The organism is Pseudomonas paraeruginosa PA7, from assembly GCF_000017205.1.
GTDB classification, from domain to species: Bacteria; Pseudomonadota; Gammaproteobacteria; order Pseudomonadales; family Pseudomonadaceae; genus Pseudomonas; species Pseudomonas paraeruginosa.
In genome coordinates, this window is record NC_009656.1 from 3,778,267 (window position 1) to 3,794,978 (window position 16,712).

The 16,712-nt window shown below is 68.6% G+C and carries 16 protein-coding genes; 4 read left to right on the forward strand and 12 right to left on the reverse strand.

Annotated features, from left to right (window positions below):
• Nucleotides 1–2 precede the first annotated feature (2 nt).
• Nucleotides 3–1,277, forward strand: a complete 1,275-nt coding sequence (locus PSPA7_RS17320) for a CynX/NimT family MFS transporter (protein WP_012076267.1) — start codon at nt 3–5, stop codon at nt 1,275–1,277.
• A 51-nt stretch (nt 1,278–1,328) separates the two neighbouring features.
• On the opposite strand, the gene PSPA7_RS17325 is transcribed toward PSPA7_RS17320, so the two are convergent.
• The 12 genes from PSPA7_RS17325 to PSPA7_RS17380 all read right to left on the reverse strand — a co-directional run bounded on the left by PSPA7_RS17325 (nt 1,329) and on the right by PSPA7_RS17380 (nt 11,572).
• The gene (locus tag PSPA7_RS17325) at nt 1,329–2,393 is read right to left on the reverse strand and encodes an AI-2E family transporter (RefSeq protein WP_003157893.1); all 1,065 of its coding nucleotides are present in this window, start codon (nt 2,391–2,393) and stop codon (nt 1,329–1,331) included.
• A gap of 162 nt (nt 2,394–2,555) precedes the next feature.
• Nucleotides 2,556–3,362, reverse strand: coding sequence for a DUF4892 domain-containing protein (locus PSPA7_RS17330; protein WP_012076268.1), 807 nt, complete (start codon nt 3,360–3,362; stop codon nt 2,556–2,558).
• A gap of 8 nt (nt 3,363–3,370) precedes the next feature.
• Nucleotides 3,371–4,033 (reverse strand): glutathione S-transferase family protein, encoded by a 663-nt coding sequence (locus PSPA7_RS17335; RefSeq protein WP_012076269.1) that lies wholly within the window; start codon nt 4,031–4,033, stop codon nt 3,371–3,373.
• A gap of 79 nt (nt 4,034–4,112) precedes the next feature.
• Nucleotides 4,113–4,973 (reverse strand): alpha/beta fold hydrolase, encoded by an 861-nt coding sequence (locus tag PSPA7_RS17340; RefSeq protein ID WP_012076270.1) that lies wholly within the window; start codon nt 4,971–4,973, stop codon nt 4,113–4,115.
• Nucleotides 4,970–5,782 (reverse strand): alpha/beta fold hydrolase, encoded by an 813-nt coding sequence (locus PSPA7_RS17345; RefSeq protein WP_003157032.1) that lies wholly within the window; start codon nt 5,780–5,782, stop codon nt 4,970–4,972. Before PSPA7_RS17345 ends, PSPA7_RS17340 begins: the two co-directional genes overlap by 4 nt.
• A 101-nt stretch (nt 5,783–5,883) precedes the next feature.
• Nucleotides 5,884–6,525 carry a LysE family translocator gene (locus PSPA7_RS17350; protein WP_012076271.1) on the reverse strand — a complete coding sequence of 214 codons (642 nt, stop codon included), beginning with the start codon at nt 6,523–6,525 and terminating at the stop codon, nt 5,884–5,886.
• Between the two features lie 42 nt (nt 6,526–6,567).
• Nucleotides 6,568–7,392 (reverse strand): AraC family transcriptional regulator, encoded by an 825-nt coding sequence (locus PSPA7_RS17355; RefSeq protein WP_012076272.1) that lies wholly within the window; start codon nt 7,390–7,392, stop codon nt 6,568–6,570.
• A gap of 57 nt (nt 7,393–7,449) precedes the next feature.
• The gene (locus PSPA7_RS17360) at nt 7,450–7,887 is read right to left on the reverse strand and encodes a hotdog fold thioesterase (RefSeq protein WP_003087490.1); all 438 of its coding nucleotides are present in this window, start codon (nt 7,885–7,887) and stop codon (nt 7,450–7,452) included.
• 52 nt (nt 7,888–7,939) lie between these two features.
• A complete protein-coding gene (locus PSPA7_RS17365; RefSeq protein WP_003153827.1) occupies nt 7,940–9,607 on the reverse strand; it encodes an AMP-binding protein in 1,668 nt (555 codons plus the stop codon).
• A 126-nt stretch (nt 9,608–9,733) separates the two neighbouring features.
• The gene (gene sixA, locus PSPA7_RS17370; RefSeq protein WP_012076273.1) at nt 9,734–10,198 is read right to left on the reverse strand and encodes a phosphohistidine phosphatase SixA; all 465 of its coding nucleotides are present in this window, start codon (nt 10,196–10,198) and stop codon (nt 9,734–9,736) included.
• Nucleotides 10,195–10,536, reverse strand: coding sequence for a DUF4389 domain-containing protein (locus PSPA7_RS17375; protein ID WP_003153830.1), 342 nt, complete (start codon nt 10,534–10,536; stop codon nt 10,195–10,197). Before PSPA7_RS17375 ends, sixA begins: the two co-directional genes overlap by 4 nt.
• 13 nt (nt 10,537–10,549) lie before the next feature.
• Nucleotides 10,550–11,572 carry an NAD(P)H-dependent glycerol-3-phosphate dehydrogenase gene (locus tag PSPA7_RS17380; RefSeq protein ID WP_012076274.1) on the reverse strand — a complete coding sequence of 341 codons (1,023 nt, stop codon included), beginning with the start codon at nt 11,570–11,572 and terminating at the stop codon, nt 10,550–10,552.
• A 149-nt stretch (nt 11,573–11,721) separates the two neighbouring features.
• On the opposite strand from PSPA7_RS17380, the gene PSPA7_RS17385 reads away from it, so the two are divergent.
• The 3 genes from PSPA7_RS17385 to PSPA7_RS17395 are packed head-to-tail and all read left to right on the forward strand — an operon-like array spanning nt 11,722 to nt 16,712.
• Entirely contained in the window at nt 11,722–13,830 is a 2,109-nt protein-coding gene (locus tag PSPA7_RS17385; RefSeq protein WP_012076276.1) for a TonB-dependent receptor plug domain-containing protein, read from the forward strand.
• Nucleotides 13,831–14,760: an ABC transporter substrate-binding protein gene (locus PSPA7_RS17390; RefSeq protein ID WP_012076277.1), complete on the forward strand. Its 930-nt coding sequence runs from the start codon at nt 13,831–13,833 to the stop codon at nt 14,758–14,760.
• Entirely contained in the window at nt 14,757–16,712 is a 1,956-nt protein-coding gene (locus PSPA7_RS17395; protein ID WP_012076278.1) for an ATP-binding protein, read from the forward strand. Before PSPA7_RS17390 ends, PSPA7_RS17395 begins: the two co-directional genes overlap by 4 nt.

Genomic DNA, 16,712 nt, shown 5'->3' on the forward strand with positions numbered 1-16,712 from the left:
CCATGACTCACGCCTTGAATGCCCGGCCGGGAGCGCACCCCGGCCATCCTCCGGAAGAACTGCTGATCGATGCCGAAGTCGACGACGAACCAGCCCCGCCGGCGCCGCCACTGCGCCCCTGGCTGCTCCTGCTGGGCCTGGTGCTGGTCGCGCTGAACCTGCGGCCGGCGCTGTCCAGTCTCGCCCCGCTGCTCAACCAGGTGCGCGACGACACCGGCCTGTCGGCAGCCGCCGCCGGCCTGCTGACCACCGCGCCGGTGCTCTGCCTGGGCCTGTTCGCGCCGCTGGCGCCGCGCCTGGCCCGCCATATCGGAGCCGAGCGCAGCGTACTGCTGATTCTCTTCTGCCTGGCCGGCGGCATCGTCCTGCGCAGCCTGTTCCCGGTGTTCGGCCTGTTCGCCGGCAGCGTCCTGGCCGGCGCCAGCATCGGCATCATCGGCGTGCTCCTGCCGGGCATCGTCAAGCGTGACTTCCCGCGCCAGGCCGGAGTGATGACCGGGGTCTACACCATGGCCCTGTGCCTCGGCGCGGCGCTGGCCGCTGGCGCCACCGCGCCGCTGGAGAAGCTCTTCGGCAACTGGGAACTGGCGCTGGCGTTCTGGTCGCTGCCGGCGATCCTCGCCGCCGCGTTCTGGCTGCCGCAGACCCGCCAGGGCCGGCACGCCCACCGCCAGGCCTTCCGTGTCGTCGGTTTGTGGCGCGACCCGCTGGCCTGGCAGGTCACGCTGTACATGGGCCTGCAATCGTCCCTGGCCTACATCGTCTTCGGCTGGCTGCCGTCGATCCTGATCGACCGCGGCCTGACCCCGGTGGAAGCCGGCCTGGTGCTGTCCGGCTCGGTGATGCTGCAACTGATCACCGCCCTGCTCGCGCCCTGGCTGGCCGCCCGCGCCAAGGACCAGCGCCTGGCGGTGGTCCTGGTGATGGCCACCACCCTGGCCGGCCTGCTCGGCTTCCTCTATGCGCCGCTGCAGACCATCTGGTGCTGGGCGCTGCTGCTCGGCCTCGGCCAGGGCGGCACCTTCAGCATCGCCCTGGCGCTGATCGTCCTGCGCTCGCGCGACGCCCACGTCGCCTCGCACCTGTCGGGCATGGCCCAGGGCGTCGGCTACACCCTGGCGGCCATGGGACCGTTCATGGTCGGCGTGGTCCACGACCTGAGCGGCGGCTGGAACGCGGTCGGCTACATCTTCGTCGGCGTCGCCATCGCCGCCACCCTGTTCGGCCTCGGCGCCGGTCGCAGCCAGTACGTGGGAGCCCGCAGCGAACACCTGTAGCCCCGCAGATGCAAAAAGCCCCGCATCGCGGGGCTTCCTCTCCTTCGTCAATCAGGCATCCGGACCGCGCCCATCGGCGGGCGGTCGCGGCGTGCTGGCGATCCAGTCGCTGACCAGGTTGTAGGCCACCGCCAGCAGGATCGGACCGAGGAACAGGCCCATGAAGCCGAACGCCAGCAGCCCGCCGAATACCCCGAGCAGCACCACCACCAGCGGCAGGTTGCCGCCACGGCTGATCAGGTAGGGCTTGAGGATGTTGTCCACCCCGCTGATGATGAAGAAGCCCCACAGGCCGAGGAATATCCCGTGGCCGTAGTCGCCCTGGAAGAACAACCAGGCGGTGGCCGGTCCCCAGACCAGCGGCGGGACCATCAGCAGGCTGAAGACGAAGGTCAGCAGGCCGAGCAGCATGGCCCCCGGCACGCCGGCGATCGTGAAGCCGATCCAGGCCAGCAGCGCCTGCGCCGCGGCGGTGCCGATCACCCCGTTGACCACCCGTTGCACGGTGCCGGCGACAAGGTCGCGATAATGCTCCGCGCGGTTGCCGATCAGTCGCTCCAGGGCACGGTGGACGATGGACTCCAGGCGCGGCCCGTCGCGGTAGAAGAAGAAGATCAGCACCAGGCTGAGCACCAGCTCCAGGATCCCGCCGCCGATCTTCGCGCTGCGCGCCAGCAGCCAGTTGCCGACCTCGCCGACGTAGGGCTTGAGCACATAGAAGAACGCCACGCCCTGCTGGTCGATGGAATCCCACCAGCCGATCAGGCGGTCGCCGACCAGCGGCACCCCGGCCATCCACGAAGGCGGCGGCGGCAGGCCTTCCACCTGGAGGTTCTTCAGCAGCTCCATCAGCGAGCGGACGTTGTCCGCCAGCCCGAAGCCGAGCCAGACCAGCGGCAACGCCACCAGGACGATCCAGCCCAGGGTCAGCAGCCCCGCCGCCAGCGACTCGCGGCCACCGAGCAGGCGCGTGAGCATGCGCATCAGCGGCCAACTGGCGAAGGCCAGTACCGCGGCCCAGAACAATGCCGACCAGAATGGCGCCAGCACCCAGAGACTGGCAGCGAGCAGGCCGAACAGCAGCACGCGGAGCAACAGCCGATCGTTATCGAACATCAAGGCAAGCCTTCCTAAGAGGGGGAATACACCGATAGACAGCGCTCGGCGTGCGCCGTTTCCAGCCGAAGCGTGGGGCGCGGGACAGGCAGTCTACCCCTCCAGGGGAACAGGTCGACAACCCTGGCGAAGCCGCCCGGGCCGCGCGCCCGGGCGAGTCGATCAGCGCAGCCAGTTCAGGTGCAGGCCGTCGGTCTCCGACTGGCCCAGTTCCATGCGGCTGTTCAGCACGCCCTGGTCACGCAGGGCGTCGCGCCACTCCTGGGCATGCCTGCCGGACAACTCGACGCGCACCCCGGTGTCCAGGCGCAGGGTTCGCACCAGCAGGTCCAGCCAGGAACCGGCGGGCTCGGCCGGCACGTGGCTGAGGGTCAGCTCGCCATTGGCCTTGAGCAGGCGCAGCAGGGTCGACGGGCTCGGCTGCAGTTCGCCCAGCGGCGCGGCCGCTTCCAGTTCCTCGGCCTGCAGGTAGGCGCGGCGATTGCCACGGGTGATCGAGTAGACCGCCACCAGGCTGTTCTCCCGCGGCGCCGCCAGGCGCACCAGCAGGTAGGCCTGCTGCTCGTCCGGGCCGTACAGCTTGGCATTGCCGAACACCGCGTTGGCCAGCAGGCTGCTGGAGCCGCAGTCGCGCCGCTCGCACCAGAACAGCGGCGTGGCGTCGGCCTTGAGCAGCGCGGTGCGCGCCGCGGCGAACGCCTCCTGGCTGCTGTGCTCGGGCGGCAGGCGGTAGGTCAGCGCGGTCAGCTCGCCTTCGGCGCGCACCTCGCCCTCCATGCGCAGGCGCCCGCTGATGCGGCTGATCGCGCCGAGCGGGTAGACCCGCTCCTCGCTTGGCGCCTGGCGGAAGTCGACGATCTCGGCACGCGGGAAACGCGGCAGCACGTCCAGGTCATGGCTGTCGGGCACGTCGGCGGCCAGCGCCGACAGGCTCAACGCCCCCAGGGAAAGCAACAGGAACCCTCGCATACCGGCCCTCAACGGGTCAGCATCGACTGGGCGGTACGGATGGCGTCGTCGCCCTCCTTCTCCCGCCGCGGCACCAGCAGTCCGCGCTGCACCGCGGGACGCGCCTCGAGGGCGGCGATCCAGCGCTGCAGATTGTCCAGGCCGTCGACGGCGACGCCGGACCAGTCGTGGATGCGCACCCAGGGATAGGTGGCGATGTCGGCGATGCTGTAGTCGCCAGCGAGGAACTCGGCCTCGCCCAGGCGCCCGTCGAGGACCTCGTAGAGGCGCCGGGTCTCATGCTGGTAGCGATCGATGGCGCCCTGCAGCTTCTCCGGGAAATAGCGGAAGAATACGTTGGCCTGTCCCTGCATCGGACCGACCCCGCCCATCTGGAACATCAGCCACTGGATCACCCGCGAGCGGCCCTTGACGTCGGTGGGCATCAGCTGGCCGGTCTTCTCGGCGAGGTAGATGAGGATCGCGCCCGACTCGAAGACGGCGAAGTCGTCGTTGCTGCGGTCGACGATGGCCGGGATCCGGCCGTTGGGGTTGATCCTGAGGAATTCCGGAGCCTTCTGCTCCTTCCTGTCGAACGACAGCGCGTGCACCGTGTAGGGCAGGCCCATTTCCTCCAGGGCGATGGATACCTTGTGGCCGTTCGGCGTGGCGGCGGTGTAGAGATCGATCATGGGGTGACTCTCCGTAGCGATCCGTCCAGCCTTACGGCTGGACCCGGAATAGTCAAGGAAACAACGGCAAGCCGGTGTTTCAGCGGGCGAAGAACTTCGCGAAGACCTCGGCCACCGCCTGGGCCCCGGCTTCGTCATCGAGGTGCAGGTGATGCCCGCCGGGCAGGTGGTGCCGCTCGAACGGCAGGGTTTCCAGCAGCGCGCGCATGCGCGGCTCCACCGCCAGCATGCCCTGCTCGGCCAGCACCAGGCTGACCGGGCATTCCACGCTGCGCACGAAGTTCAGCGCATGGGCCTGGGTCAGGCGCAGCGGCGACGGTAGGGTCAGGCGCGCATCGGTGCGCCAGGTATAGCCACCAGGCACCGGCTCCAGGCCACGCTGGGCGAGCAGCTCGGCGGCCTCCCGGGATATCTCGCCAACCCCGCGCATCCGCGCTTCCACGGCTTTTTCCAGTTCGGCATAGACCGGCTTGCGCTTGTGGCGCAGGGCCAGCTGCGCCTTCAGCGCTTCGCCGAGTTTCTGCGGCGCCTTGTCGGCTTCGCCGGTGTAGGGAATCAGCCCGTCGATCAGCGCCAGGCGCTCGACGCGCTCGGGCAGGGCGCCGGCGAGCAGCACCGAGACGATCGCGCCCATCGAGTGTCCCAGCAGGGAGAAACGCTCCCAGCCCAGTTGCTCGGCCACCATCAGCACGTCCAGGGCATAGTCCCAGAGCAGGTAGCTGGCGCCCTCGGCGCGATGCGCGGAATGCCCGTGGCCGGCGAAATCCAGGGCGACGATACGCAGGCCGGCGAGCTTCGGCGCCAGGCGCGAGAAGCTCATGGCGTTGTCCAGCCAGCCATGCAGGGCGATCACCGGCCTGCCATCCGGCGGACCGAACAGGTGCGCGGCCAGTTCGATGTGCGGCAGGCTGATGCGGACTTCCTCGACCTGCAGGCTCATGCCGAACGCTCCTCGGCCAGCCGCGACCAGCGCTCGAACACGCCCCGCAACAGGTCGGCGGTCTCCCGCGGACGCTCCAGCGGGAACATGTGGCCGCCGGGCAGCGACATGAACTCGCCGCGCGGCATCGCCCGGATCAGCCGGGTGTGGTGCGGCAACACCACCTTGCTGTGCCGCCCGCGCACCATCGCCAGCGGCACCTGCAACTGGCGCGGACGCCCCGGGCTGCTGTGCGGCACGCTGCGGTAGATGCTGATCTCGGTGGCCGGGTCGAAGCGCAGGCGCAGGCCGGAACCGCCACCGCCGTCGGCCAGGCCATGGCGCACATAGGCCTCCAGGCAATCCGGGTCGAAACGGCGGAACAGCGCCTTGCCGGAGAAGTACGCCCGCGCCTCCTCCAGGTCCGGGAACGCCTCGCGGCGCCCCAGGGTGCGTCCGGCCGGAGTGATCCGATCGATGAAGCCGAAACGCTTGGCGGCGCGGATCACCAGGCGGTCGGCGAGGGTCAGCACCGGCGAATCGAGCATCACCACGCCGCGGTAGAACTCCGGCCGGCGCAGCGCCGCGTGGTAGTGCAGCACGCCGCCGAGGGAATGGCCGACGCCCCAGACCGGCTGTTCCAGGCTGGCGAGATGGTGCAGCAGCTCGTCCACCAGGTTGTCCCAATTGTCGTTCACCGGGAAGCGCGGGTCGTGCCCGTGCATCTCCAGGTGATCCACCCGGTACTCCGGGGCCAGGGCCTCGAACAGCTTGGCGTAGGTGGCCGAAGGGAAGCCATTGGCGTGGGCGAAGAAAACCGATTGCGACATGCGCGACGTCTCGACAGGGCTGATGCCTGGGATTCTCCGGCAGCCTCGCCGGGGCGGCAATGGCTTTGCCGGCTGCCACACACGGCGAAGCGGCCAAACCCTCAGGCAGAGCGGACGAGGTGCTCGACGATCGCCAACGCCACCAGCAGGAACACCACGCCACAGGCGCCGTCCAGCCAGGGCACCGCGCGCAGCAGGCGGGCCTGCAGGCCCGGCCGGGTGAGAGTCAGGCTGAGCAGGCCGAACCAGCAGGCGCCCATGCCGAACAGCAGCGCCGCCACTCCCAGCTTGCCGCCCAGCGACATCTGCGGCGGAATCAGGCTGCCGAGCAAGGCGATGAAGAACACCAGCGCCTTGGGGTTGAACAGATTGGTCGCCACCCCGCGCAGCCAGGGCCCCAGGGGCGATGGCGGCAACGCCCCGTCGAGCCGGCCCGGCCGGCCCTCGCCACGTCGCCACCAGGCGCGCAGGGCGCCGACGCCGAGCCAGGCCAGGTACAACGCGCCAACCGCCTGCAGGGCGGCGAACAGCACTGGCGTGCGGCTGAGCAGCAGCGACACGCCGGTCAGCACCAGGGTGGTATGCAGGAGGATCCCGCAAGCCAGCCCCAGGGCACTGGCCAGGCCGGCGCGCCGTCCCTGGTGCAGCGAGGTGCGTACCACCAGGGCGACATCCGGGCCGGGGCTGAACAGGGCCACGGCGAACACCGCCGCCAGGGTCAGCAAGACAGACAGTTCCTGCATGGCTACTCCGCGAAAAGGAATTGGATCAAGGGAAATGGCGGCTCAGCGCTGGCGCAGACGGGCTGGCGGCAAACCGTAGGTACGGCGGAACAGACGACTGAAGTGCGCCTGGTCGTAGAAACCGAACTGCTGGGCCACCTGGCTCAGCGGCTGCTCGCCGCGCAGCACCAGCGGCAAGGCGCGCTCCAGGCGCAACTGGGTCAGCCACTGGTGGGGCGGCAGGCCACAATGTCGGCGGAAACGCCGCAGCGCCTGCCACGGACTCAATCCGCAGAAAGCGGCCAACTCCTCCAGGCTCGGCGGGTATTCCAGGCGCGACTCGAGCCATTCGCGCAGCCGCCTCCAATCGCGCCGGCCGAATCCTTCCCGGTCGTCCTCCTCCACGCGCAGGCTGCTGCCCAGGCTGAGCAGGCAGGCCAGCGCCTGCCAGAGATGTTCTTCCAGGGCCAGGCGGTTCTCCAGCGCCGCCGCTCCGCCGAGCATGCCCAGGTGCAGCTGGCGCAGGCGCTGCTGCAGGCGCTCGTCGCGAACCAGGCTGCCGGTCAGGCGCGGCGCGCCGCGGCGGCCGTCGCTGAAGTCGCGGCCGGCGCGCTCCAGCCAGTCGGCATCGAGCGCCAGGACGCGAATCCGATAGCCTTCCTCGCCGGCGCTGCTGCCGTCGTGGATGCTTTCCGGCGCCATCAGCAAGGCATCGCCGGCCCCGGCCAGGCGCCGTTCGCCGCCGGCGACATAGCGATGCCGGCCCTGCAGCAGCAAGCCGATGTGGTACTCCAGGTGGAAGTGCCGGGGAAAGGAAAAGCGGTTGTGCACGGCGTCGATCAGGCGTACGCCGGGAATCCCGCTGCTGAGATGGGTGATCTGCTCCATCCCGCTACTCTACCGCCAACGGGACGGAACGATCTTGGATAAAATTGCGGAGCGCGCTCAGCCCGCCCTGCCCGCCAGCGGCACCACCGCCATGGTCAGGCGGGCGATGCAGCTCGGTTTGCCGTCGTCGCCACTGAGGCGGATGTCCCAGACATGGGTGGTACGCCCCAGGTGGATCGCCCTGGCCACCGCGGTGACCCGGCCGCTGCGCAGGCCGCGCAGGTGGTTGGCGTTCACTTCCAGGCCGACGCAATAGTACTGGCTGGTGTCGACGCACAGGTAGCTGGCCATCGAGCCCAGGCTTTCCGCGAGGACCACCGAGGCGCCGCCATGCAGCAGGCCGAACGGCTGGTGGGTACGCGAGTCGACCGGCATGCTGGCGGTCAGCGACTCGTCGTCGAAGGCTTCGAAGCGGATGCCGAGCAGGTCGCCGATGCTGTTCTTCTGCGAGGCGTTCAGTTGCTCCAGGTCGGGCGTTTGTCGCCAGAGGCTCATGGGAATTCCTTGCGCAAGGGGGAAGCCCGGAGGGGCTTCCCGTCGGTGGGAGTCATTCGTGCCAGAGCACGGCCTCGCGGCGTTCCACCCATTCGTGGAAGCGCGAGCCATAGGCACCTTCCACCATATTGCGCTTGATCTTCAAGGTCGGCGTGAGGAAACCGTTGTCCACCGCCCAGGTTTCCTTGACCAGTACCAGGCCGACCAGCCGCTCGTGCTTGTCCAGCGCGCCGTTGACCTGTTCCAGGTGCGCCCGCAGGCTGTTTTCCAGGACCCCGCGGGTGCCGTTGAGGGCCTCGCGCCGGCCGACCTCGGAAAGCACGCAAAGCCCCAGCGGCGCGCTGAGTCCCTCGCCGACCACGCAGACCTGCTCGATACGGTCATGCACCGCCAGGCGGTTCTCGATCGGCGCCGGCGCCACGTACTTGCCCTTGCTGGTCTTGAAGATTTCCTTCATCCGCCCGGTCAGGCGCAGGTTGCCCTCGGCGTCCTGCTCGCCCTTGTCGCCGGTGCGCAGGAAGCCATCGGCGGTGAGCACTTCGGCGGTCTTTTCCGGTTCCTTGTAGTAGCCGACCATGGTCGCGCCGCTGCGCACCTGCACCTCGCCCTCGTCGCTGATGCGCACCTCGACGCCGGGGCTGTTCTGGCCGATCCAGCCGGTCTTCTGCCTGCCGGGCCGGCAGACATGGGAGTAGCCGCTGTTCTCGGTCATCCCGTAGACCTCGAGCACGTCCAGGCCCAGGCGGCGATACCAGAGCAGCAGTGCCTCGGGTACCGGAGCCGCGCCGCACAGCGCATAGCGCACCGCATCCAGCCCCAGCCCGGCGAGCACCTTGCGGCCGACGATGCGGCCGAGGATCGGCAGCTTCAGCAGGCGGTCGAGCTTCTGCGCCGGCATCTTCGAATACACCCCCATCTGGAACTTGGTCCAGATGCGCGGCACGCCGAACAGCAAGGTCGGCCGCGCACGCTTCATGTCCTCGAGGAAGGTATCCAGGCTGTCGGCGAAGAATACCGTGGTACCGCCGTAGAGCGAGCCCATCTCGACGAACATCCGTTCCGCCACATGGCACAGCGGCAGGTACGAGAGCATGCGGTCGTCTTCGCGCGTGCCGAACAGCTCCACGCCGCGGCTGGCGGCGAAGGCGAAGCTGCTGAAGTTGTGCATCACCCCCTTGGGCACGCCGGTGGTACCGGAGGTGTAGATCAGGGTGGCGAGCTGGTCGGCGGCGGTCGGCGTGTCGCCTTCGAGCGGCGCGCAGGCCTGCAGGTCGCTCCACTGGCGGTCGAAACGCCCCTCCGGGTGCAACGGCATGGCCACGGTCGGTATGCCCTCGGGGATCCCGGGCGCCATCGCCGGCCAGTCGTCGAGCTTGCCGACGAAGACCACCGCCGACTCGGAATGCTCCAGCACCTGGCGCGCCGACTCGGCGGTGAGATTGGGATAGAGAGGGACGGAAACGTGACCGGCCATCCAGATCGCCAGATCGGTGACGATCCAGTGCGCGCAGTTCTTCGAGATTATCGCGATACGGCTCCCGGCGGGGAGATCCAGGCTGCGCAACCAGGCGGCTGCACGCCGCGCCTGGTCGCCCACTTCGCCCCAGCTCAGCTCCTCGACCCGGCCGCCGCCGATGGGCTGCACCAGGTAACGCCGTTGCGGGTGACGCTTTTCGCGCTCGAAGAAGACTTCGAGCGGCAGACGATTTGCAGTGACCACGTACCGCCTCCGTTGTTGTTGTTCTGGGAGATCGACCAAGCACTTGCTTGGTCGAATATTCCATCACAGCCAACCGCAGGCAAGCCGGGAAATGTTTCGGTTTGTAGTCGTTGCGCCAGGCGCTTCCTAGCCGTGCCGCGGGTGATGCAGCGAGACCAGGCTCATCAGCCCGGCGGCGGCGAAGTCGCCTTCCAGCTCGGCCAGCGAGGCGGTGCTCATCGGCAACGGGTCGCGCCGGTTGCCATGCACCAGCAGGCCGCCCAGCGCCCCGACCAGGGGCTGGTGGCTGACCAGCAGGAGATTGCGCTCGCTGCGCTCGTCGAGGAAACCGAGCACCTCGCGCGGATCGTCGTCGGGCGTCAGCCAAGGCGCGGTGCCCACCGGTTCGACCAGGCCCAGCGCCTCGCGCACCAGCTCGGCGGTCTGCTGGGCGCGCACATAGGGGCTGGCGAGGATCCCGTCGAGCGCCACGCCGGCCAGCCGCGCGGCGCTCTGCAGCACCTCCTTGCGTCCCTGGGCGGTGAGCCGCCGCTCGGCATCGCGGCTGGCGTGCGGCTCGGCCTCGCCATGGCGCAGCAGCCAGAGCCTCACAGTTTCGGCTCTTCGTCACGCGCCGGATGGGCTGCGGGCGGCACGCTATGGGCGGCCTCGCCTTCGGCCGGGCGCGCGGCCGGCCAGTCGGCGAACGGCCAGGGCTTCTCGTCGCTATGGAAGGTACCGAAACGGCCGATCTGCGCCAGGTACTGGCTGAGGCTGTCGCCGAAGGCCATCAGGCTGCCGTTGGGTGCGCCGTAGATCAGGCGATAGACCAGCTGGATCACTACCACAGCCCCGAGGAGCAGTTCGGCGACCTGCCAGATCAGGACGAACAGCAGCATCCAGAGGATGCGGATGGCGATGGACTCGCGCGCTTGCGGATCTGCGGACATGGCGGTCTCCTCGTCAGAAGCCGGTGGTGGGAATGAAGTCGACGTCGGTCTTCGGCTCGCCGCGCATCAGCAGCTGGATGACCTGCGCCAGGGTGCGCCCCTCGAAGAGGATCGCATGGAGACCGGCGACCAGCGGCATGTACACCTGCATCTCGTCGGACTTTTCCTTGAGAACCCTGAGCGTGTTCACCCCTTCGGCGGTCTCGCCCAGGCGCGATACCGCCTGCTCCAGGCTGAGCCCCTCGCCGAGGGCGTGGCCGACCTGATAGTTGCGGCTCTTCGGCGAGGAACAGGTGACGATCAGGTCGCCGACGCCGGCCAGGCCGAGGAAGGTCATCGGGTTGGCGCCGAGCTTGACGGCGAACCGGGTCATTTCCGCCAGGGCGCGGGTGATCAGCATGCTGCGGGTGTTCTCGCCCATGTCCATCGCCGCGGCCAGGCCGGCCATGATCGCGTAGACGTTCTTCAACGCGCCGCCCAGCTCGACGCCGAAACGGTCGCGGCTGGCGTAGACACGGAAGGTGCGGCCGTGCAGGGCCGCCTGCACGCGGGCACAGAGCTCGTCGTCCTCGCTGGCGACCACCGTGGCGGTCAGCTCGTGCTCGGCGATCTCGCGCGCCAGGTTCGGCCCGGATATCACCCCGATCCGCGCCTGCGGGGCGATTTCCTCGAGAATCTCGCTCATCAGCTTGAAGGTGTGCGCCTCGATGCCCTTGGTCAGGCTCACCAGCAGTTTGTCCGTCAGCGCCAGCTGATGTGGCTGCAGGACTTTGCGCAAGGCACTGGAAGGCAAGGCGACGAAAATCAGCTGGCAGTCGGCCAGGGTGCGTTCCAGGTCGGTCACCGGCTCCACGCCGGGATGCACCTTGACCCCTTTCAGGTACCGCGGATTCTCGCGCCGGCTGCGGATCGCCTCGGCCTGCTCCGGGTCGCGCATCCACTGGCGCACGGCCTGGCCGTTCTCGGCCAGCAGGTTGGCGATGGCGGTGCCGAAACTGCCGCCGCCGAGCACGGCAATCGGTTGCTGCTCTGTCATGATTCATCCATTTCTGGCCGCCACGCGGCAATCACGCCATTATACGGTCGGCCAGCCAGCCGACCAGTCTTGACGCTGGCGCTGGCAAAAGCCCGCGCCTCGTTTACCATGCCCGGGCCGACAATACCTACCGAGAACAAGGTCGTTCCGTGCCCATCGCTTCGCGTGCTCCCGTTCCCCTGACCCTGGTCGCCTTGCTGTTCGGCGGCAAGGCGCTGGCCGCCGACCTGTTCAACGACCCCAGCGGCGTTCCCGAGGTATTGACCGCGACGCGGCTGAAACAGTCCCCGGCGGAAGTACCCGGCAGCATCAGCGTGCTCGACCGCGAGCTGATCGTCGCCAGCGGCGCCCGCGACATCCCGGAGCTGATGCGCCTGGTGCCGGGCATGATGGTCGGCTACCTGTCGGGCAACCAGCCGACGGTCAACTACCACGGTACCAGCATGTCCGGCGCCCGCCGCCTGCAGGTTTTGATCGACGGCCGCTCGGTGTACCGTCCGGGCCTGGCCAGCGTCGACTGGAGCGACTTGCCGGTGGCGCTGGAGGATATCGAGCGGATCGAGGTGTTCCGCGGGCCGAACACCGTCAGCTACGGCGCCAACGCGCTGATGGGAGTGATCAACATCATCACCCGCGCGCCCGGCGAGTCGCCCGGCACGCGCCTGAAGTACACCGCCGGCCAGCGCGGCATCCGCGACTGGTACGCCAGCCAGAGCATCGCCCTGGAGGACAGCGATTTCCGCCTGTCGCTGTCCGGCCAGGAAGACGACGGCTTCGATCACGCCCACGACGGCCAGTCCCTGCGCGACGGCCGCCGGCTCAGCCGCTTCAACCTCAACGCCAGCCACAGCCTGGCACCGAACCAGAGCCTGGAGTGGCAACTGGCGGCCAAGGAAGGTTCGAACCAGCATCCCTATGCCTACCACTCGCCGTTCCCCCGGGTTCCCGACAACGTCGACAATTCCGACACCCTGGCCCACGACTACGCCGGCTCGCTGCGCTGGAACGTCGATCTCGACCCGCGCCACAGCTTCTATATACAAGGCTACGCGCAGCACTGGGAACGCCAGCAGGAGTGGAACGCCTGCGAGGCGGCCATCGCCTTCAGCCCCGAACTGGCCCGGCTCTGGGAACTGAATCCGGGTTACCTGCGGCAGTTCGGCGACGACCCCTCGCGACTGCCGCCCGGCAGCGCCGAGGAGCAGCGACTGGCGACGAAAGTCCTCGAGCAGTTGAACAGTGGCGGTCTGCAACCGGTCTGCGGCCGCGTCGACCGGAACATCCGCGAGAGCCGCTATGACCTGGAGCTGCAGGACACCCTCAGCCTCGGCGACAACCTGCGCCTGCTCAACGGCCTGAGCTACCGCTACGACCAGGCGCGCTCCGAGACCTTTTATGGCGGCAAGGTCAGCAGCCAGATCTGGCGCCTGTTCAGTCAGGTCGAGTGGCACGCCGGCGAGCATTGGCTGCTGCAGGGCGGCGGCATGCTCGAGGACGTCCAGGGCTCAGGCAGCTCGTTCAGCCCCAGGCTGGCCGTCAACTACCTGATCAACCCGCAGCACAGCCTGCGCGCGGTGTACTCGGAGGCGGTGCGTTCGCCGGGGATGTACGAGAACGACGTGGACTGGCGCTACCGGGTCCGCCACCTGACCCCCGCCCCCTACGGACAGAGCGAAGCCTACTATTTCGCCAGTGCGCACGGCCCCGGCGACCTAGGCAAGGAGCATACCCGCTCGCGGGAGCTGGGCTACAACGGCTTCTTCCGCGAAGCCGGGGTGGCCGTGGACGTACGCCTGTTCCACGAGGAGATCACCGGTCTCATCAGCGATCCGCTGAGCGTGGTCGACTTCAGCCCGGACAACGGCGACCGCATCCGCTTCGCCGGCGCCGAAGGCCAGCTGGACTGGCGCCTGGGCCTGCGCGACCGCCTGCGCGCCACCTATGCCTACCTCGACTACGACGCCACCAGCCGCTACGACCGACGCCTGACCGCACGCCACGGCGGCTCTGCCGGCTGGATGCGCGATTGGGGACGGGGCTGGTCCAGCGCCCTTTTCTACTACGGCGACGACTCGTTGAACGGTCACCGCTTCGAACGCATCGACCTGCGCCTGGCCAAGCGCATCCCCCTGGGCAAGGCTGCCCTGGAACTGTCCGGAGTGCTGCAGCAGCGCCTCGACGACGAACCGCTGACCCTCCCCGACAACCGCTACGACAGCCGCCACCTGCTCTATTTCAGCGCCGAGGTGACGTTCTAGATGCGGCGCCTCCGTCATCCCCGCCGGCTGCTCTCGATTCTGCTCGTGCTCCTGCTCTGCGCTTTCACCCACGCCAGCGAGGCGGCACAGCTGATCCTCGTCAGCGCCAACCAGGGTGCCGCGCTGGGCGCCTTTCGCGACGCCCTGGCGCAGCGCCGGCCGCAGGACCGGGTCGAACTGCGCACGCCGGCCGCCTTGCCGGACGGCAGCGCCTTCGCCAGCGACACCCGCCTGCTCCTGCTCGGCCCGGAAGCGCTGGCCTGGCGCCTGCGCCAGCGGCAGGCGCCGCCGACCCTGGCCTTGCTGCTCAGCCGGGTCGACGGCCAACGCCTGCTGCCCGCAGCCAACGACCGTCGCGGGCACAGCGTGGAGGGCCTCTGCGTACTCTGGAGCGATCCGCCGGCGGCGCGCCAGCTGCGCCTGGCGCGCCTGATCCTGCCGGGCATACAGCGCATCGGCGTGCTCTACGGCAAGGACAGCGAGTTTCTTCTCGAAGAGCTCAGGCGCGAGGCGCGCAGCCAGGGCCTGCAACTGTTCGTCGCCAGCAGCAGCGGCAACGACGATCCTCGCCCGCTGCAGTTCCTCCTCGGCAATAGTGACCTGCTGCTCGGCATCGACGACAAACAGCTGTACAACTCGCAGAGCATCAAGAGCCTGCTGCTCGGCAGCTATGCCAAGAATCGCGCGCTGCTCGGCCCCACGGCCGCGTTCGTCAAGGCCGGCAGCCTGGCGAGCAGCTACAGCGACCAGGAGGACTGGCTGGACACCCTCGACGAACTGCTCGGCCAGCCCCCCCGACGCTGGCCTCCCAGCCTCTACCCCGGGCACTTCAAGGTGCTCGGCAATCGGCAGGTCGCCCGCTCCCTGGGCATCGATCTGGCCAGCGACGCCGAACTGGGCCGGCGCCTCGCCGAAGGAGAAGAACCATGAGCCAGCGCCACGGCTGGGACATCCGTACCCGCATGCTGGCGATCAGCCTGGGGCCGGCACTGCTGCTGACCCTGTTGCTCACCGCCTACTTCACCTACTCGCGCCTGCAGGACCTGCGCCAGGAACTGACCCATACCGGCCAGTTGATCGCCGACCAGCTGGCGCCTGCCGCCGAGTACGGCGTGATCGCCGGCAACACACCGGTCCTGCAGAAGCTCCTGCAGGCTACCCTCGACACCCCGCATGTGCGCTTCATCGAGGTGCGCGACCGCAACGACAACATCCTCGTGTATGTCGAGCAGTTGCCCGGCGCACTGCAGAACGCCGCGCCGATCGACATCTTCCATTCGACCATCCAGCGCCAGCGCATCGCCCTGGCCAGCGATCCGCTGCTGGACAGCGCCAACGACGGTGACGGCCTGCCGGGCGAAGACTACCTGGGCCGGGTGGTGGTCGGGATGTCCAACGACGCCTTCAGCCAGCGCCAGCAGGAAATCCTTCTCAAGGCCGGCCTGCTCGCCGCCTTCGCCCTGATCCTCACCTTCCTCGTCGCCCGTCGCCTGGCGCAGCGTCTGTCGGCGCCGATCAGCACCATGGGCCAGGCGGTGGAGGCGATCCAGAGCGGCGACTACAAGACCAGCCTGCCGATCCTCGACGACGGCGAGATCGGCGACCTGGCGCGCCACATCAACAACCTCGCCAGCGGGCTGGACCGCGCCAGCCGGGAGCAGGAGCAGGCGATCGGCCAGTTGATCAGCGCCCGCGAGGAGGCGGAGCAGGCGAACCGGGCGAAATCCGACTTCCTGGCGATGATGAGCCATGAACTGCGCACCCCGATGAACGGCGTGCTGGGCATGCTGCAACTGCTGGAAACCACCGAGCAGACTCGCGAACAGGCGGAATACACCGCGCTGGCCACCGAGTCCACCGAGCATCTGCTGAAGGTCATCAACGACATCCTCGATTTTTCCCGCATCGAACGCGGCGCCCTGGAACTGGAATGCATCCCCTTCAACCTGCTGGAACTGGTGCAGGGCTCGGCCCTGGTGTTCCAGCACAGCGCCCAGCAACGAGGCCTGGCCCTGGAGCTGCAGATCCAGGCCGGCCTGGAGCATCTGGAGGTGCGCGGCGACCCGACCCGGATCCGACAGATCCTGGTGAATCTGCTGGGCAATGCGCTGAAATTCACCGAGGAAGGCTCCATCCACCTCAGCCTGGAATGGCAGGCTCTGGATCACGAGGTGCTGTGGCTGACCTGCGCGGTGCACGACAGCGGCATCGGCATTTCGCCGGAACGCCTGGAACACATGTTCGACGCGTTCCAGCAGGCCGACTCCTCGATCTCCCGCCGCTACGGCGGCACCGGCCTCGGCCTGGCCATCGCCCGGACCCTGGCGGAGCGGATGGGCGGCACCCTGCAGGCGCAAAGCAAGGAAGGCTGCGGCTCGACCTTCACCCTGGAGATCCCGTTGCCCTTCCAGCAGTCCCTGCCGCACCCGCAGCAGGCCAGCGGTGGCGCCAGCCCGGTCGCCGCCGGTCAGGAAATCCTCCTGGTGGAGGACAATCCGGTGAATCAGACAGTCATAGAAGCCATGTTGCGCAGCCTCGGCTATCGCGTCACCCTGGTCGCCGACGGCATCCAGGCGGTGCGCCACGCCGAACGCCAGCAGTACGACGCGATCCTGATGGACTGCCGGCTGCCGGTGCTGGATGGCTATGCGGCGACGCGCGAGATCAGGGCCCAGGAAAACGGCCGCCAGGTACCGATCATCGCGTTGACCGCCAACGCCCTGCAGGGCGATCGGGAGAACTGCCTGCACGCGGGAATGAACGATTACCTGGCCAAACCATTCAAACGGGCGGAATTGCAACGCATACTGCAACGCTGGATCGGCTCGCAGCCGGACCTCTCCAGGGCATCGAACGCCAGCGGAGGGGCGGAGCCGGACTGA

What these genes read in the sequence shown, in the direction of transcription:
- PSPA7_RS17340 (WP_012076270.1), bottom strand. Translation starts at nt 4,973, where the DNA reads ATGAGCCTGCAGGTCGAGGAAGTCCGCATCAGCCTGCCGCACATCGAA.
- PSPA7_RS17345 (WP_003157032.1), bottom strand. Translation starts at nt 5,782, where the DNA reads ATGTCGCAATCGGTTTTCTTCGCCCACGCCAATGGCTTCCCTTCGGCC.
- PSPA7_RS17395 (WP_012076278.1), top strand. Translation starts at nt 14,757, where the DNA reads ATGAGCCAGCGCCACGGCTGGGACATCCGTACCCGCATGCTGGCGATC.
- PSPA7_RS17355 (WP_012076272.1), bottom strand. Translation starts at nt 7,392, where the DNA reads ATGGAGCAGATCACCCATCTCAGCAGCGGGATTCCCGGCGTACGCCTG.
- PSPA7_RS17330 (WP_012076268.1), bottom strand. Translation starts at nt 3,362, where the DNA reads ATGCGAGGGTTCCTGTTGCTTTCCCTGGGGGCGTTGAGCCTGTCGGCG.
- PSPA7_RS17325 (WP_003157893.1), bottom strand. Translation starts at nt 2,393, where the DNA reads ATGTTCGATAACGATCGGCTGTTGCTCCGCGTGCTGCTGTTCGGCCTG.
- PSPA7_RS17380 (WP_012076274.1), bottom strand. Translation starts at nt 11,572, where the DNA reads ATGACAGAGCAGCAACCGATTGCCGTGCTCGGCGGCGGCAGTTTCGGC.
- PSPA7_RS17360 (WP_003087490.1), bottom strand. Translation starts at nt 7,887, where the DNA reads ATGAGCCTCTGGCGACAAACGCCCGACCTGGAGCAACTGAACGCCTCG.
- PSPA7_RS17335 (WP_012076269.1), bottom strand. Translation starts at nt 4,033, where the DNA reads ATGATCGATCTCTACACCGCCGCCACGCCGAACGGCCACAAGGTATCC.
- PSPA7_RS17390 (WP_012076277.1), top strand. Translation starts at nt 13,831, where the DNA reads ATGCGGCGCCTCCGTCATCCCCGCCGGCTGCTCTCGATTCTGCTCGTG.
- PSPA7_RS17350 (WP_012076271.1), bottom strand. Translation starts at nt 6,525, where the DNA reads ATGCAGGAACTGTCTGTCTTGCTGACCCTGGCGGCGGTGTTCGCCGTG.
- PSPA7_RS17320 (WP_012076267.1), top strand. Translation starts at nt 3, where the DNA reads ATGACTCACGCCTTGAATGCCCGGCCGGGAGCGCACCCCGGCCATCCT.
- PSPA7_RS17375 (WP_003153830.1), bottom strand. Translation starts at nt 10,536, where the DNA reads ATGTCCGCAGATCCGCAAGCGCGCGAGTCCATCGCCATCCGCATCCTC.